Genomic DNA, 17094 nt, shown 5'->3' on the forward strand with positions numbered 1-17094 from the left:
TCGGAGGGGTCAGGCGTCGGCCAGGACGGGCCGGACACTGGGCCGGCAGTCCAGGACGTCGACGGGCTGCCCCATCGAGACGGCGATCCTGCGGTCGCCGCGGTACGGGTCGCGGCCGTGGGCACAGAGCACGTTGTCGACCAGCATCACGTCGCCGACCTGCCAGCGTTCGCGCACGGTCGCCGCGTGGTAGGCCTCGTTGAGGGCGTCGACGTCGGCGCGTCCGAGCGGTTCGCCGTCACCGAAGCCGGTGTTGAACGGGAAGCCGTCCGGTCCGAACTCGTCGGTCATCGCCTCGCGGATGTCCGGGTCGAGCGACCACTCGTTCCAGAACGCGAGGTGGTTGAACCAGACCTCCTCGTCGGTGGCCGGGTGGCGGATGGTGCCGGGGCGCAGCTGCCGGGTGCGCAGGTTGCCGTCCGGCAGCCACTCGCAGGTGATGCCGTTCTCCCGGCAGTAGGCCTCGACCTCGGACCGGTCCTCGGTGGCGAAGGCGGTGCGCCAGCCGAGCGAGACGTAGTCGGAGTAGTTGCGGGTGAGCGTCCAGCCGGAGGCCCGCATCCGCTCGACGAGGTGCGCGGGCAGCTCGTCGAGCACCCGGCGGCAGTCGGCGGTCGGGGTGGCCCCGCCCTCCTCCGGGGCGACCAGGCAGGCGAAGAGCAGCCGGCCGGGGAAGGTGAGGGTGTAGCTGTTCTCGTTGTGCATCCGGATCGGCTGGGCCGGCGGCAGGTCGGTGGAGGAGAAGACGCCGTTGCCGTAGTCGCTGCGCGGGGTGGCCTTCTCCCGGTACGGGGTGCGCTCGGGGATGAGGACGTCGCGCACGGCGGCGACGTCCTCGGTGCTCGCGACCGGCAGGCCGCGCAGGAAGATCGTGCCGTGCCGGTGTAGGGCCTCGGTGAGGCCCGCCTCGTTCTCGCGCAGCCACTCGCAGGCCTCGCCGAGGTCCGCGGTGCGCGGCGCGTGGGCGAGGGCCGGGCGGCCGGGGTTCAGTTCCCAGGTCGGCATGGTGGCGCTCACTGACCGGCGAGGGAGGCGGTCAGGCTGGCGGGCCTGATGTCGGTCCAGTTGGCCTCGATGTAGTCGAGGCAGCCCTGGCGGGTGTCCTCGCCGTGGACGGTGGTCCAGCCGGCCGGGACGTCGATCCAGACGGGCCACAGGGAGTGCTGGTCCTCGTGGTTGGCCAGCACCAGGTAGCCGGCGTTGTCGTCCTCGAACGGGTTGCTCATGGTGTCCTCCTTGGGTTGCTTCGAAGGTATGGCCGGGGCGGGGGACGGAAGGGCAGGAGTCGAGGCAGGAACTGGGCAGTTCGGCCGGTGCGGGACGACCGCCCGGGCGGGACCGGCCGGCGCGGGCCGGGGTCGGGCGCGGGCCGGGCTCAGCGCGGGGTGAGCCGGACCGGGAAGTGGTCCAGGCCGAAGTTGATGATCGAGCGGTTGTGGGTGACCGGGCCGGTCGGCTCGATCGTGGCCACGCGGTCGAGCATCGCGGTGAACAGGGCGCCGAGTTCGGCCTTGGCCAGCGGCGCGCCGATGCAGTAGTGGGCGCCGAGGCCGAGCGCGAGGTGCTTGTTGGGGGCGCGGTCGAGCAGGATCTCCTCGGGCCGGTCGAAGGCCTCCGGGTCCCGGTTGGCGGACCACACCCAGACCGCGACGCGGTCGCCGCGGCGGATGGTGCGGCCGTCGAGTTCGGTGTCCCGGCTGGCGGTGCGCAGGGTGTGCAGCCCGACCGAGGTCCAGCGCAGCAGCTCGTCCAGGGCGGTGTCCATGCCGACCTCGCCGCGCTGCAGCTGCCGCCACAGGTCCGGGTGCTGGACGAGCGTGTGCAGCCCCATGGCGGCGGTGTGGCGGACGGTCTGCACGCCGCCGACCACGATGTTGTCCAGGTTGAGGACGACGTCCTCGATCGGCAGCAGCCGGCCGCCGACCCGGTAGGTGGCCATCTTGCTGATCAGGTCGTCGCGCGGGTCGGTGCGGCGCAGCATCACCTGGTGCAGCAGGTACGGGATGAGCTGCTGGTGGCCGGCCCGGCGCTCCTCGGGGGTGCGGCCGAGGAAGGCGACGTCGCAGACCCGTTCGACCATCTCCCGGTCGCCCTCGGGGACGTCCAGGAGGTCGCACATGACGGACAGCGGCAGGGCGGAGACGGCGTCGACGAGGTCCACCTCGCCCAGCTCGACGGCCCGGTCGACGATCGAGGCGGCGAGGTCGGTGATGCCGCGCGCCGCGCCGCGCACCGGGCCGGGGGCGAAGAACGGGTTGGCGGGGGCGCGCAGTTCGCGGTGCCGGGGCGGGTCGGTGAGGGCCATCATCCGGCCGGAGCCGACCGGCACGTTGCCCTCGCCGGCGCCGAGCAGCGAGCCCTGTTCGGAGCTGTAGAGGGCGGCGTTGCGCAGCACCTCGGCGGAGTGCTTGTACGAGAGCACCGACCAGACCGGCCCGTCGTCGACGGTGTCGGTGCGGTGGACGGCCGCCTCGCTCCGCAGCTCCGCGACCAGCTCGGGGGTGTCGGGGCGGGCCCAGAGGTCCGGGTCGGTGAGGTCGATCGCGGTGGTGGTCAGCATGAGTACTCCGTGGTGGGCTGGTGGGCGGCGCCGCGCCGCGCGATGAGGGAGGTCAGCAGGTCGACCGGGCCGGGCCCGTCGACGGTGGCGAGCAGGTGTCCGCCGGGGACGACGTGGTGGCCGGAGCCGCCGCGGGTGTGCTCCGCCCAGCCCTCCAGCCGGGCGGCGCCGAGCATCGGGTCGTCGGCGCCGATGACGGTGTGCAGGTCGGAGCCGATCGGGGGGTGCGGGCGGGGCCGGTAGGTGGCGACCACGGCGAGGTCGGTGCGGATGCCGTGCAGCGCGTGTTCCTTCAACTCCGCCTCGCTCTGGACGAGTTCGCCCATCCCGGCGAGGCGCAGCAGGTCGTCGGCGGTGTGCTGGGGGCGGTCCCGGCCGGTCCAGGTGGCGGGCGGCGAGGCGGAGGCCGCGACGACCAGTTCGGGCCGCCGCTCGGCGGGCAGCGCCCGGGCGACCTCGTAGCCGAGCAGGGCGCCGAAGCTCTGCCCGTAGAAGCCGAACCGACCGGTCAGGTGCGGGGTGAGGGCCTCCACGACCTCGTCGACCAGGAGGTCGAAGCTCGCCGGCATCGGGTGGCCGAAGCGGCCGCCGCGGGCGGGCGGGCGCAGCGCCCAGACCTCCGCGGCCGGGGCGAGGGCGCGGGCGAGCGGGGTGTAGGCGGTGGCGTCTCCCCCGGCGTGCGGGAAGCAGAACAGCCGGAACGCGGGCCGGGGCTGGGGCGCGGGGACGAACAGCCAGTCCCCCTCGACGCGGGGTCGCACCCGCGTGGCGGTGGTCATGCGCCGCTCACCGGGCCCGGGCGGTCAGGGCGGGGCGGGGCGCGGCGGTGCCGGCCTCGACGGCCCGCCCGACGGTGGCGGTGAAGGCGGCCAGGTCGGCCGAGTCGAGCAGGTGGCGCAGCTGGAGCTCGATGCCGAGCCGGCGGCGCAGCAGGTGGACGACCCGCAGCGCGGCGAGGGAGTGCCCGCCGAGGGAGAAGAAGTCGTCGGTGGGCAGGACGCCGCTCACTCCGAGCACGGTGCTCCAGACCTCGGCGACCTGCTCCGCCAGTCCCCCGGCCCCCTCGGCCCCGGCGTCGGCGGCGGACGGCTCCGCGGCGGCGGCCGCGGGGGCGGGCAGCGCCACGAGGTCGACCTTGCCGTTCGGGGTGAGCGGCATGGCGTCCAGCACCGTGATCACCGAGGGCACCAGGTGGGCCGGCACCGCGGCCCGCAGCCGCTCGGTGAGCTCGGCGGCGGTGACGGCGCCGGTGACGTAGCCGGCGAGCCTGCGGTCGCCGGGGGCGGGCTCGTGCACGGTGACGGCGGCGGCCCGGACGCCGTCCAGCCCGGCCAGGGCGTGCTCGACCTCGCCGAGCTCGATCCGGTAGCCGCGCACCTTGACCTGGCGGTCCACCCGGCCGACGTACTCCAGCCGGCCGCCCTCGCCGCGCCGGGCCTGGTCCCCGGTGCGGTACATGCGGGAGCCGGGTTCGTCCGACGGGTCGGCGAACGGGCAGGCGACGAAGCGTTCGGCGGTCAGGCCGGGCCGGCCGAGGTAGCCGTGGGCGAGCCCGGGCCCGGCCAGGTAGACCTCGCCGACGACCCCGTCGGCGACCGGGGCTAGCTTCTCGTCGAGCAGGTGCAGGCGCACGCCCGGCAGCGGCTCGCCGAGGTGCGGGCCGGGGCCGCTGATCGGCGCGGTGACGGCGTCGACGGTGCACTCGGTGGGCCCGTACAGGTTGAGCGCGTCGATGCCGCCGTCGGCCAGTTCGCGCCAGGTGCGCTCGGGGACGGCCTCGCCGCCCATGAACAGCCGCGGCACCCGGGCGCCGCCGAGCGGCTCGCGCAGCAGCTCCCAGTGCGAGGGGGTGAGGTCGAGGTCGGTGACGCCGTGCTCGGCGAGCAGGGCGGCCGTCCTGGCCGGGTCGGCGCGCTGCTCGTCGCCGATGACCAGGACGGTGTCGCCGCGGCAGATCCGGGCCCACTGCTGGACGGAGGCGTCGAAGGAGACGCTGGCGTTCCAGCCGACCACGCCGGGCTCGGCGCGGTAGGCGCCGGCGGCCTCCAGCGCGGTCACCAGGGCCGCGACGGCGCCGCGGGACACCTCGACGCCCTTGGGGCGGCCGGTGGAGCCGGAGGTGTAGATGACGTACGCCGGGTCGAGCGGGTTCACCTGCCCGGGGAGGTCGCCGGCGGTCGGCTCGGGGCCGTCCTCGGCGGCGGCGTCGGGGTGCAGCACCGGCACGCCCTGGGCGGCCGGGAGGCCGTCGGCGCTGATCAGGGCGGCGAGCCGGGCGTCGGAGGCCATGAAGGCGAGGCGCTCGGCCGGGTAGGCCGGGTCGAGCGGGACGTAGGCGGCGCCGGCCCGCCAGACGGCGAGCAGCGCGACCGGCAGGTCGGCGGTGCGGCGGAGGTGGACGCCGACCCGGTCGCCGCGGCCGACGCCGAGCCCGCGCAGGGCGCGGGCCAGGGCGGCGGTGCGGCGGTCGAGGGCGGCGAAGTCCAGGCGGGCGGTGCCGGTCTCCCCCGCGGGGGCGAGGACGGCGGTGCGCGCGGGGTGAGCGGCGACGGCGGTGCGCAGGCGGTGCAGCAGGTCGGTCATGACGGTTCCTCAGGACTCTCGGGCCGCGGTGGCCATGGTGTGCAGGGCTGCCGTGTAGGCGTCGATGAACTGCTCGGCGGCGGTGTCGGTGACCAGGGACCGCTGGTGGTCGACGGCGAGCAGCACGCGCTGCGAGACCGGGTCCTGGATCAGCGAGGCGCCGAAGGCGAAGCTGTTGGGCTCGTGGCGCAGGGTCGGCTCGCAGCCGATCCGGCCGTCCACGATGCGGGCCGAGCTGAGCCGGCCCAGGGCGTGGAAGCGCAGGTAGCCGAACTGGCTGTCCAGCGCGGTGTCGGTCATCAGCCGGGCCAGGCGGGCGAAGGGCACCCGTCGGTGCGGCATCATGTCGAGCTCCTCCCGGTGCACCTCGCGGGCCAGGGCCAGCAGGTCGTCGGGGGGCTCGCAGCTGAGCGGGACGGTGTTGAGGAACAGCCCGTACACCTCGGTGCCGCCGAGCCGCTCCAGCCGGCCGTTGACGGCGAGGCCGGTGGTGACGCGCCGCCGGCCGGTCATGGCGGCGAGGGCGTGCAGGTGGGCGGCGAGCGCGACCGACTTGATCGGCACGGCCAGCGCGTCGGCGACCTCCCGCAGCTGGTCGGGCGCCTCGGGCAGGACCCGTTCGACGGTGCGCGGCGCCTCGTGCACGTCCTCGCTGCCGGGGAACAGCTGGCCGCTGGCGCCGGAGAGCCGGTCGCGCCAGTAGGCGAGCGACTGCTCGTCCCCGGCGGCCCGCCGTTCGACGGCCACGAAGTCGCGGAAGGCGGTGCGCGGCGGCGGGGTGGGGGCGCCGAGCGGGTCGGCGGCGAGGGCGGTGTGGCGTTCCAGGATCTCGGTGAGCAGGGAGGTGAAGCTCCAGCCGTCCAGGATGGCGTGGTGCTCGGAGACGGTGAGCTGGAAGGCGTCCTCGGCGAGGCGCTGCACGGTGATCCGGAACAGCGGCGGGGCGGTGAGGTCGAAGGGGGTCCGGCGGTGGGTGTCGAAGACCTCCCGGACGGCCGCGTCCTGGTCGGGTTCGCCGCGCAGGTCGGCGAAGTCGACGGGGGCGGGCAGCCGGCCGTGGACGAGCTGCAGGGGTTCGCCGTAGCCGGACAGGTCGAGGCCGGTGCGCAGCACCGCGTGGCGTTCCATGGCCTCGGCGACGGAGCGGCGGAAGGCCTGTTCGTCGAGGTGGCCGGAGATCCGGTAGGAGTTGACGTTGTGGTAGCTGTCGGTGCCGCCGGCGATCTCCATGTGGAAGACCATGGAGAGCTGCATGGACACCATCGGGTAGGCGTCGGCGAGCCCGGGCGGCAGGTCGGCGCGGTCCTCCGGGGTGAGCAGGGCGAACGGCTCGCGGGCGTCCGCGTCCTCCTCGACGGGCTGCGCAAGGGGCAGCAGGGCGGCGACGGTGGGGGCGTTGAAGACGTCCCGCAGGGTGACCCCCCAGCCGCGCTCGTGCAGCGCGCCGGCGAGCTGGACGGCCCGGATGGAGTCGCCGCCGAGGTGGAAGAAGTCGTCGTGGACGCCGATGCCGTCCACGCCGAGGACCTCCGTCCAGACGGCGGCGAAGGCCTCCTCCTCCGGGGTGCGCGGCTCGACGTGGTGGCCGCCGGCGGCGGTGCTGCGCTGGCCGGGGGCGGGCAGCGCGGCGCGGTCCACCTTGCCGTTGACGGTGAGCGGCAGCGACTCCAGCACGGTGTAGCTCGCCGGGACCATGTACGGCGGCAGGGTGCGGCCGAGGAAGGCGCGGACGTCGGCGGGCTCGCGCCCGGTGACGTACGCGGCGAGCCGGTCCTCGTGCACGGTGACGACGCAGGCGTCGACGTCCGGGTGGGCGGCGAGCGCGTTCTCGATCTCGCCGAGCTCGATCCGGAAGCCGCGCAGCTTGACCTGGAAGTCGGCGCGCCCGATGTACTCGAGTCCGCCGTCGGGCAGTCGGCGGGCGACGTCTCCGGTGCGGTAGAGCCGGGCCCCGGGCGGGCCGTACGGGTCGGCGACGAAGCGGCCGGCGGTGAGGCCGGGGCGGCCCCAGTAGCCGTGGGCGAGGCTGCCGCCGCCGATGTACAGCTCGCCGGCGGCGCCGGGCGGCGCCGGCCGCAGCCAGTCGTCGAGGACCTGCGCGGTCAGGTGCGGCATGGGCGCGCCGATCAGGCTGCGCTCGAAGCCGGTGCTGCCGGCCAGGTCGTGGGTGGTGACGTGGACGGTGGTCTCGGTGATGCCGTACAGGTTGCAGAGCCGGGCCGGCGGGGGCGGGTCGAGTTCGAACCAGCGCTGGACGACGGCCGGGTCCAGGGCCTCCCCGCCGAGCATGATCCACTTCAGTGCGGACAGGTCGCGCGGGCTGCGGCGCAGCACGGGCTCCAGCTGGCGCAGCGCCGAGGGGGTGAGGCAGAGGAAGGAGACCCGCTCCTCCTCCAGCAGCTGGGCGAACTCCTCGGGCGAGCGGCTGGTCACGTAGGGGACGACGACCAGGCGGGCGCCGTGCAGCAGGGCGCCCCACATCTCCCAGACCGTCCAGTCGAAGGCGTAGCTGTGGAAGAGCGTCCAGGTCTCCTCCGGGCCGAACCCGAAGTGCTCCGCGCCGTCCGCCATGAGGCGGCTGACGTGCTCGTGGGCGACGGCGACGCCCTTGGGGCGGCCGGTGGAGCCGGAGGTGAAGATGATGTAGGCGACGTCGCCGGGGCGGCCGGCGGCGGGCGGGCGGGTGTCCGGCCGGGCGGCCAGGTCGGCGGCCTCGGCGGTCAGGTCGTAGGCCTGCCAGGGGCCTTCCGGCACGCGGTCCGGTCGGTCGGTGACGACGAGGGTGACGTCCGCGTCGTCGAAGACCAGCGCGGCGCGGCCGGCCGGGGCGGCCAGGTCGACGGGCACGTACGCGGCGCCGGTCTTCAGCACGCCGAGGACGGTGACCAGGACGTCGGCGGTGCGGTCCAGCAGCATGCCGATCCGGTCGCCGGGGCCGGCCCCGCGGGCGCGCAGGGCGTGCGCCAGGCGGTTGGCCCGGCGGTCGAGCTCGGCGTAGTCCAGGGTGCGGTCGGGGTCGCTGACGGCGGGCCGGTCGGGGTGGGCGTCGGCGGCCCGTTCGAACAGGTGGTGCAGGCAGTGGCCGGGGGTGTCGGTGGCCCGGGGGGCGTCGGCGCCGCGGGTGGTCAGCCGCAGCACGGTGGCGTCGGGTTCGTCCAGGGCCGCGGTGAGCAGGGCGTCGAACTCGGTGGCGAGGCGCCGGACGGTCTCCGGGTCGAACAGCTCGCTGCGGTACTCGGCCTCCCCGCGCAGCTCGCCGTCACCGCCGTCGGCGTCGCCGCCGTCGAAGACGGACCAGGTGAGGTCGAACTTGCTGGTGCCGTTGGAACGCACCCGGGTCTCGGCGGTGGCCGGGCCGAGCGCGAGCGGGGTGCGGTCCTCGCTGTGGGCCCCGAACACCACCTGGACCAGTGGCGGGTGCTGCGCGCTGCGGGGGGCGCCGAGGTGGTCGACCAGCTGGTCGAAGGGCACGTCGAGGTAGCCGTAGGCCTCGAAGGCGACGTCCTGGACGTGCTCCAGCAGGCTGCGGAAGCCCATCGCCGGCGCGAGCCGCAGGCGCAGCGGCAGCAGGTTGACGAAGTAGCCGAGCAGGTGCTCCAGTTCGGGGCGGTCGCGGGTGGTGACCGGGGTGCCGATGACCAGGTCGTCGGCGCCGGTCCAGCGGTTCAGCAGCAGGGCGAAGGCGGCCAGCTGGACGGTGAACGGGGTGACGCCCTCCTGCTCGGCCAGGGCGCGCACCCGGGCCGCCGTGCCGGGGGCGAGGCCGAACGCCTCGGTCCGTCCGGCCGCGCCGCGCTCGGTCGGACGGGGCCGGTCGGTGGGCAGTTCCAGCAGCGGGGGCGCGCCGTCCAGCTGCTCCTTCCAGTGGGTCAGGTGCTCCTCGTACGAGGTGCCGAGCAGCTCCTCGGCGTGGTCGGCGCACTGCACGGTCAGCTCCGGCAGCACGGCCTCCCGGCCCGCCACGGCGGCGCCGTACAGCTCGGCCAGCTCGCGCCCGAAGACCTCCGCCGACCAGCCGTCCCAGACGATGTGGTGCACGGTGAAAAGCAGCGTGGTGCGCTCGTCGGCGAGCCGGAAGGCCTCGGCGCGCAGCAGCGGGCCGGTGGCCAGGTCGAAGGGCTCGGCGCAGCGGGCCGCGAGCAGCTCCTCCAGGTGCTCGGCCTGCCGCGGGCCGGCGGCCCGCAGGTCGGTCACCGCGAGCGGGACGGCGAGGGCGGGGTGCACCTGCTGGCGCGGCCCGTCGGGGTGCAGCGCGAAGGTGGTGCGCAGCGCCTCCTGCCGGGCCACCACCGCGTCCAGCGCGCCCTGGAGCAGCGGCAGGTCGAGCGGGCCGGTGACGTCCACCGTCCAGGGGGTGCAGTAGGTGACGGCCTGCGGGTCGAGGCGGTCGAGGAACCAGAGGCCGCGCTGCAGCCCCGAGACGGGCGCGGTGCGCTCCGGGTGGTCGGACGGGCTCACGGCCTCGTTCCCTTCGTGTGCGGTCCGGCCCGTCATCGGGCGGCCAGGCGTTCGGCGATGGCGCTCACGGTCCGGGCCCGGAACACCAGTTGCGGGGGGACGCGGGTGCCGGTCTCCCGGGACAGCCGCATCGCGACCCGGACGGCGGCCAGCGAGTTGCCGCCGATCCGGAAGAAGTTGTCCTCCCGGCCCACCTCGGCGAGGTCGAGCACCTCGCGCATCGCGTCGGCGACCAGCCGTTCGGCCCCGGTCAGCGGCTCGGTGGCGGCGGCCCGGCGCCCGGCGGGGGCGGGCAGCGCCCGGCGGTCCACCTTCCCGTTGTGGTTGAGCGGCAGCGCGTCCAGGACGTCGAGGGTGGCGGGCACCATGTGCTCGGGCAGCAGGCCGGCCAGGTGGTCGAGCAGGGCGTCCGGGCCGGGCGCGCCGGCGCCGACGGTGATGTAGGCGGCGAGGCGGCGGTCGCCCGGGGCGGGCTCGTGGACGGTGACGGCGGCCTCCCGGACGGCCGGGTGGCGGGTGAGCGCGTCCTCGATCTCGCCCGGCTCGACCCGGAAGCCGCGGATCTTGACCTGGTCGTCGATCCGGCCGGTGACCTCCAGCAGGCCGTCGGCGCCGACGTGGCCGAGGTCGCCGGTGCGGTAGAGGCGTTCGCCGGGGGCGCCGAACGGGGAGGCGACGAAGCGCTCCGCGGTCAGGCCGGGCCGGCCGAGGTAGCCGTACGCGAGTCCGCCGCCGGAGGCGTACAGTTCGCCGGTCACCCCGGGCTCGACCGGGCGCAGCAGTTCGTCCAGGACGAGGACGCCCTTGCCGTTCAGCGCCCTGCCGATCGGGACGGAGGCGCCGGTGACGTCCTCCGGGCCGACCTGGTGGCAGGTGGTCAGGCCGAGGCTCTCGACCGGGCCGTAGCCGTTGGCGACCGCCAGGCCCGGGTGGTTCTCCAGGGCCTTGGCCACATGGGTGACGGAGGCCCGCTCACCGGCCGTGATGGCCAGCCCGAGGCCGTCGTAGGTCTCCGGGAACTCCTCCAGCAGGAAGTTGAACAGGCTCGCGGAGAGCTGGAGCTGGGTGACGCCGTGGCGGCGGGTCAGTTCGGCGATGGTCTGCGGCTCCGGCCGCTGCCCGGGCTGCAGGACGCAGACGGCGCCGAAGCAGAGCGCGCCGTAGAGCTCCAGCGCGAAGGCGTCCCAGGAGACCGGCGAGCACTGCAGCCAGACCTCGTCCGGCCCGAAGCGGGCGTAGTCCTGGCCGAGGTAGGTGGTGGTGAGGGCGCGGTGCGGGACGGCCGTCGCCTTGGGGCGTCCGGTGGAGCCGGAGGTGAACATCACGCAGGCGAGGTCGGCGCCGTCCACCGGCAGGCCGAGGTCGTGCGGGGCGTACCGGGCCAGTTCGGCGGCCGAGGCGTCCAGGTCGACCCGGTTCGGCACGGCGAACGGCACCGGTCCGTTCCGGTGGGTGATCACGGTGGCGGCGCCGGTGTCGGCGACCGCGCCGGCCAGCCGCTCGGCCGGGAAGTCCGGGTCGAGCAGGGTGTAGGCGGCGCCGGTCTTGAGCGCGGCGAGCAGCGCCGTGACGAGGTCCGGTCCGCGCTCGGCCAGCACCGCGACGGTGTCGCCGCGGCCGATGCCCCGGCCCGCCAGGTGACGGGCCAGCCGGTTCGCCGAGGCGTTCAACTCGCCGTAGGTGACGGTCCGCTCGCCGGAGACCAGGGCGGTGGCCCGGGGCGCGCGGGCGGCCTGCGCCTCGAACAGGGCGTGCACCGGCACCTCGACGGCGGCGGCCAGGGTGCCCAGCCACTCCTCGCACAGGCCGGCCATGGTGGCGGCGTCGAAGAGGTCGCTGTCGTACTCGAAGCGGCCGGTGAACCCGGTGCCGCGGTCGTCCACCGAGACCGACAGGTCGAAGCGGGAGACCGGGTTGGAGTGCAGGGCGCGGGTCACGGCGTGCCCGCCGACGGTGAACGGCCGGGAGTCCAGCGGGTGCAGCTCCAGCAGCACCTGGCAGAGCGGGTTGCGGTCCTCGGGGCGCTCGTCGAGCACCGCGTTGGCGATGTCGTCGAAGGGCACCTCCTGGTGGCGGTAGCCGCCGATCGACACCTCCCGCACGTGCCGGACCAGCTCGCGGAAGGAGACACCCTCCTCGACGGTCAGCCGCAGCGGCAGCAGGTTGACGAAGTAGCCGATCAGGCCGTCGAGTTCGGCCCGGCCGCGGACGTTCACCGGCGAGCCGAGCACCAGGTCGCGCTGCCCGGAGCGGCGTTGCAGGGTGAGGGCCAGCCCGGCGAGCAGCACCATGAACGGGGTGGCGTCCTCGCTCCGGGCGAGCGCCCGGACGGACTCGGCCACCGGGCCCGGCATGGTGAACCGGTGGAAGGCGCCGCGGAAGGCCTGCTCCTCGGGCCGGGGGCGGTCCGGCACCAGCGCCGGGGCGGTCGGCGCGTCGTGCAGGGTCTCCCGCCAGTAGTCGAGCTGGCGTTCCGCGATGTCGTCCCGGTACTGCCAGGCCGCGTAGTCGCCGTACTGGACGGCGAGGTCCGGGAGCTCGGCGGGCCGGTCCTCGGCCAGGGCGGCGTACAGCTCCTGGAGTTCGGCCTCCAGCACGGGCAGCGAGCCCTCGTCCCAGACGATGTGGTGGAGGAGCAGCAGCAGGGTCGTCGCGCCGTCGGCGCGGAAGACCCGGGCCCGCAGCAGCGGGCCCCGCGCGAGGTCGAAGGGTTCCAGGGCGGCCTCGGCGACCAGGTCGTCCACCCGGTCCGCGGTGGTCTCGGTGAGCGTGAACGGCAGCTCCACCGCCGGGTGGACGACCTGGCGCGGGCCGTCCTCGGCGAGCTCGAAGGTCGTCCGCAGGCTCTCGTGCCGCGCCACCACCCCCTCCAGCGCCCGCCGCAGCAGCTCGGGCTCGACCGGCCCCGAGAAGCGGAACACCCAGGGCACCACGTAGGTCGGGGCGTCCGGGTTCCACTGGTCGAGGAACCAGAGGCCGCGCTGGAACTTGGACAGCGGGGCCTCGGTGGCGCCCGAGCGCTCCAGCGCCGGGCGCTCGCCGCCGGCCGCGGAGCTCACCGCGGCGGCGAACTCGGCCAGCGTCGGCGCGTCGAAGATGGTGTACGGCGACACCATGCCGAAGACGTCGAAGACGCGGCCGACCACCCGCACGGCGGTCAGCGAATCGCCGCCCAGGTGGAAGAAGTTGTCGTCGGCGCCCACCTCGGGCACGCCGAGCACGTCCGCCCAGACCGCCGCGATCAGCTGCTCGGCGGGGGTGCGCGGCGGCCGGCCGACCGGCTTGCCCTCGGGCACGGTCTGCGGCTCCGGCAGCGCCCCGCGGTCGACCTTGCCGCCGGCCGTCAGCGGGAACGCCTCCAGCGCGGTGACCGTCGCCGGGACCATGTGCTCGGGCAGCCGCTCGGCCAGCCAGGCGCGGAGCTCGGCGTACCCCGGCACCTCGCCGGTCGCGTAGGCGGCCAGCCGGCCCTCGTGCGCCACCACGACGCTGCCGGTGACGCCGGGGTGCCCGGCCAGCACCTGCTCGATCTCACCGGGCTCGACCCGGAAGCCGCGGATCTTCACCTGGTGGTCGCTGCGCCCGAGGAACTCCAGCGGCCCGTCCTCGACGGTGCGGCGCACCAGGTCCCCCGTGCGGTACATCCGGGCGCCGGCGCGGCCGGTGGCGGCGTCGGCGGGTGCTCCGGCGGGCGGCTCGACGGGCTCCTGCGCGACGGCCGCCGCGAACGGGTCGGCGACGAAGCGCTCGGCGGTGAGGCCGGGGCGCCCCAGGTAGCCGGAGGCCAGCAGCGGCCCGCCGACGTACAGTTCGCCGGCCGTGCCGGGCGGCACCGGCCGCAGCCGCTCGTCCAGGACGTACAGCCGGCGCGCGCCGACCGCGTCACCGATCGGGACCAGGGCCTGCGGCTCCTCTCCCGCCAGCCGGTGAGTGGTGGCGGTGACGACCGTCTCGGTCGGCCCGTACGCGTTCAGCAACGGCACCCCCGTCGCATCCCACCAGGCGGCGGCGGTCGCGGGCTCCAGCTTGTCGCTGCCCGAGATCATCAGCCGCAGGGTGCGCGGCGCCCGGCCCCCGAGGGCCGCGACCACGTCGCCGAAGTAGCCGGCGGCCAGGTTGGCGACGGTGACGCCCTCGGAGTCCAGCAGGTCGGCCAGCGCGGTCGGGGCGAGCAGCCCGTCCTCCGGGAGGACCAGGCAGGCGCCGACGGACAGCGCGCCGAGCACCTGCTCCACGGCCACGTCCACGGTCGGGCGGGCGAACTGCAGGACGACGTCGCGCTCGGTGAGCCCGAAGGTGTCGACCACGGCCGCCAGGTGGCCGGTCAGCGCGGCGAGCGGCACGTGCACGCCCTTGGGGCGGCCGGTGGTGCCGGAGGTGTAGATGACGTAGCCGGCGCCGCCCGCCGCCGGGCGCCCGGGCCCGGACGCCTCACCGGCCCCGGCGCGCCCGGTCGGCTCCTCGCCGTCGAGGACGAGCGAGGCGCCGGCGTCCTCGGCGATCCAGCGGTTGCGGTCCTCCGGGGCCTTCCGGTCCAGCGGCAGGTAGGTGCCGCCGGCCCGCAGGACCGCCAGCAGCCCGACCACGTGGTCCAGCCGGTCCCGGCCGGAGACGGCGACCGTCCGCCCGGGGGCGAGCCGGGCCGCGAGGGCGGCGATCAGGCCGTCCAGCTCCCGGTAGCTGATCGTCCGGCCGCCGGTCCGGACGGCCGGCCGCTCCGGGAAGCGTCGGACGGCGGCGGCGAAGGGCGCGAATCCGGCTTCCGCGAACCCGGTCTCCGTGAATCCGGTCTCCGTGCATCCGGCTTCCGCCGGTCCACCGTCCGCGAGTTTGTGTGCGGTGAATTCGGCAGGGAATCCGCGTGAGGACATCATCCACCCCAGATCGTGAGAATGTTCGGCGACGAGAACGACGATAGGGGGAATGTCGTGGCCCTATCGGCAGAATGAGCGGAGGGAAATCGGCAGTTTCCTGGTGCTGCCTCCCGAACAGGCAGGACGTGCGGCAGGAACTACCGGTTCGGGGTTTCCGGGAAATCCGCGGGGGACCACACGTCCTCCCGCTCCAGGTCCTCCGGAGCGTATTTCCCGAGCGCGCTGATCAGCAGTCGGAGTTCCAGCGCCAGGCATTCCGCGAAACGGCGGAGCCCGGATTCCCGGTCCTCCGCGGCGGCGATCAGCGCCGCACGCCCGAGGCCCACCGCGCGGGCCCCCAGCGCCAGGCTCTTGACCGCCCGGGCGCCCTCCCAGATCCGCCCGGAGACCAGCAGGGAGGGCGGCGGCGCGGGGGCCAGCCGGCGCAGGCACTCCGCGAGCGGCAGCCCGACGTGCGGCAGGAACACCCCGGGCGCCCAGCCCGTGCCGCCCTCCGCGCCGTCCACCACGACGGCGTCCGCCCCGGCCTCGTGCGCCACCCGGGCGGCCTCGGCCACGTCCCGGCCGGGGTAGAGCTTCACCCAGATCCGCACCCGGGGGTAGTTGTTGCGCATCAGCCGGATCTGCTGGCGCAGGATCTCCGCGGTGAAGGTGCCGGGGGTCGCCGAGCGCAGCACCCGGCCGTCGCCGAACAACGGGTCCAGCCCGAAGCGGTCGCCGAGCGCCGCGGCGGCCGCGGCGTCGAGCACGGTCATTCCGCCCAGGCCCGGCTTCGCGCCCTGGCCGACCTTCAGCTCGAAGGCCAGCCGGCCGGACTCCAGCAGCGGCAGCGCGGCCGGATCGCTGTGCACGAGGTTCCACACCTCGGCGTCGGCGTCCTCGGTGCTCTGCTGGACGGCCACGCCGCCGAGCCCGTCCGGGAGTTCCTCGGCGTAGGCGCGCAGCCGGCCGAGCAGCGTGCGGTCGGCCGCCTCGCCGAGCCGGCCGTAGCCGTTGACCGGCACCACGTTCTCGCCGATCACCATCGGGATCCCGAGCGCCCCGGCCTGCCGGCTCAGCGCCAGCCCGACGTCGCCGCCGGCGGCCCGGGTGGAGCCCGTCGCGGAGACGTAGACCGGCAGGGAGGAGGCGAACCCGCCGATGGGGGTGGCGAGTTCGACGTCCCGGTAGTCCGGCTCCCGGCCGAGGTCGATCAGCTTGGCGAGCCGCTTCGGCAGGAACAGCGGCGGGACGATCCGCAGCGCGTCCAGTGCGTCGGGCTCCGCCGCCGCCCCGTCCGCCGGCCCGGGCCGGCCGGCTCCGAACAGCACCCGGCCGTAGTCCTCGGCGGGCGGGAAGGCGGCGGCCGCCCCGGCCCGGGCTCGGCGCCGGACCTCCTGCTCCGGGAACCCCGGTGCGCTGAGGTCCCGCTCGGTGTCCGCGCCGCCCGGACCGGCGGTGCCGGGCTGCCCGGCGGGGGCGGGCGGCGCTGCGGGGGCGGGCGTTCGCCCGCCCGGCTCGGCGAGGGTCTCGCTCGGCGCGGTCACGGCGACACCACCCCGGCGACCTTGGGGAAGGCGCTGGCCTGCCAGACGGCGTCCAGCCCGGCGACGTAGCGGGTGAACCGCTCGACGCCGATGCCGAAGCCGGCGCTGGCCGGCACGCCCTCGCGCACCAGGTCCAGGTACCAGCGGTACTTCTGCGGGTTCTCACCGGTCTCCCGCATCCGGGTGATGATCTCCGCGTAGTCGTTGGTGCGCTGGCTGCCGCTGCACAGCTCGCCGTAGCCCTCCGGCGCGAGCAGGTCGAAGTTGCGCAGCAGGCCCGGGTCGTCCGGGTGCTCCCGGTCGTAGAAGCCGCGTGACCCCTTCGGGTAGTCGGTGACGAAGAACGGCCGGTCCCGCCGGGCCGACAGCAGGGCCTCGCCCTCCCAGTCGAGTTCGGCCTCGGCGCTCTGCGGGTGCCCGATCCCGCGCAGTTCCTCGACGGCCTCCGCGTGCCGGAGCCGGCCGAAGGAGCCCTGCAGGAGTTCGGCGAACGCCTGCGGGTCGCGGCCGAGTTCGGCGAACTCCTTGGGCAGCTCGCGCACCGCGCCGTCCACCATGTGCACCACCAGCTCCTCGGCCAGCTGGACGACCTCGTCCCGGCTCGCGCCGGCGACCTCCACGTCGAGCTGGTGGAACTCGGCCAGGTGCCGGTTCGTCCCGGCGGTCTCCAGCGGTTCCAGCCGGACGTTCGGGGCGATGCAGAAGATCTTGTCGAAGGCGAGCAGCGAGGCCTGCTTGTACAGGATCGCGCTGGTCATCAGCTTGTAGCGGTGGCCGTAGAAGTCGATGTCCACCTGCTTGGAGCCGCGCGCACCGGGGTCGGTGACCGGGCCGATGATCGGCGGCAGCAGCTCGGTGAAGCCGCGGCCGCGCAGGAACTCGCGGGCAGAGACCAGCAGTTGCTGCTGGACGCGGAGCGCGCTCCGGGTGGTCGGCGCGGTCAGGTGCCGGCCCGGGTCGGTCGGGGGCAGGGGCGTGGCGTCGGGCATGGTCGGGGTCCTCTTCTCGCGGGGGTCGGTGGGCGTGCGGGTGCTGGGTGATGGGAGGCCCGGCGCGGCGCGCCCGGGGAGGGGCGGGGGCCGGGGAAGGGCGC

At 75.4% G+C, this 17094-nt stretch carries 9 protein-coding genes; all 9 read right to left on the reverse strand.

From position 1 onward, the window contains the following. Positions 1–9: 9 nt before the first annotated feature. The 9 genes from ACIRS1_RS14000 to ACIRS1_RS14040 all read right to left on the reverse strand — a co-directional run bounded on the left by ACIRS1_RS14000 (position 10) and on the right by ACIRS1_RS14040 (position 16990). Positions 10–1005, reverse strand: coding sequence for a TauD/TfdA family dioxygenase (locus ACIRS1_RS14000; protein WP_360211031.1), 996 nt, complete (start codon positions 1003–1005; stop codon positions 10–12). Positions 1006–1013: 8 nt separating this feature from the next. Continuing rightward, complete coding sequence (locus tag ACIRS1_RS14005; RefSeq protein ID WP_360211033.1) at positions 1014–1226, reverse strand: MbtH family protein; 213 nt, start codon at positions 1224–1226, stop codon at positions 1014–1016. A gap of 149 nt (positions 1227–1375) precedes the next feature. Then, entirely contained in the window at positions 1376–2560 is a 1185-nt protein-coding gene (locus tag ACIRS1_RS14010) for a cytochrome P450 (RefSeq protein WP_360211035.1), read from the reverse strand. Further along, positions 2554–3339, reverse strand: a complete 786-nt coding sequence (locus tag ACIRS1_RS14015; RefSeq protein ID WP_360211037.1) for a thioesterase domain-containing protein — start codon at positions 3337–3339, stop codon at positions 2554–2556. Before ACIRS1_RS14015 ends, ACIRS1_RS14010 begins: the two co-directional genes overlap by 7 nt. 7 nt (positions 3340–3346) lie before the next feature. Beyond that, positions 3347–5143: a non-ribosomal peptide synthetase gene (locus tag ACIRS1_RS14020; protein ID WP_402839229.1), complete on the reverse strand. Its 1797-nt coding sequence runs from the start codon at positions 5141–5143 to the stop codon at positions 3347–3349. A 9-nt stretch (positions 5144–5152) separates the two neighbouring features. Beyond that, positions 5153–9601: an amino acid adenylation domain-containing protein gene (locus tag ACIRS1_RS14025; protein WP_402839231.1), complete on the reverse strand. Its 4449-nt coding sequence runs from the start codon at positions 9599–9601 to the stop codon at positions 5153–5155. Between the two features lie 32 nt (positions 9602–9633). Beyond that, positions 9634–14475 (reverse strand): amino acid adenylation domain-containing protein, encoded by a 4842-nt coding sequence (locus tag ACIRS1_RS14030; RefSeq protein ID WP_402839232.1) that lies wholly within the window; start codon positions 14473–14475, stop codon positions 9634–9636. A gap of 137 nt (positions 14476–14612) precedes the next feature. Continuing rightward, complete coding sequence (locus ACIRS1_RS14035) at positions 14613–16001, reverse strand: glutamate synthase-related protein (RefSeq protein WP_402839234.1); 1389 nt, start codon at positions 15999–16001, stop codon at positions 14613–14615. Next, a complete protein-coding gene (locus ACIRS1_RS14040; protein WP_402839235.1) occupies positions 15998–16990 on the reverse strand; it encodes an asparagine synthetase A in 993 nt (330 codons plus the stop codon). Before ACIRS1_RS14040 ends, ACIRS1_RS14035 begins: the two co-directional genes overlap by 4 nt. Positions 16991–17094: the final 104 nt, after the last annotated feature.

This window comes from Kitasatospora sp. NPDC101176, assembly GCF_044768035.1.
Lineage (GTDB): Bacteria > Actinomycetota > Actinomycetes > Streptomycetales > Streptomycetaceae > Kitasatospora.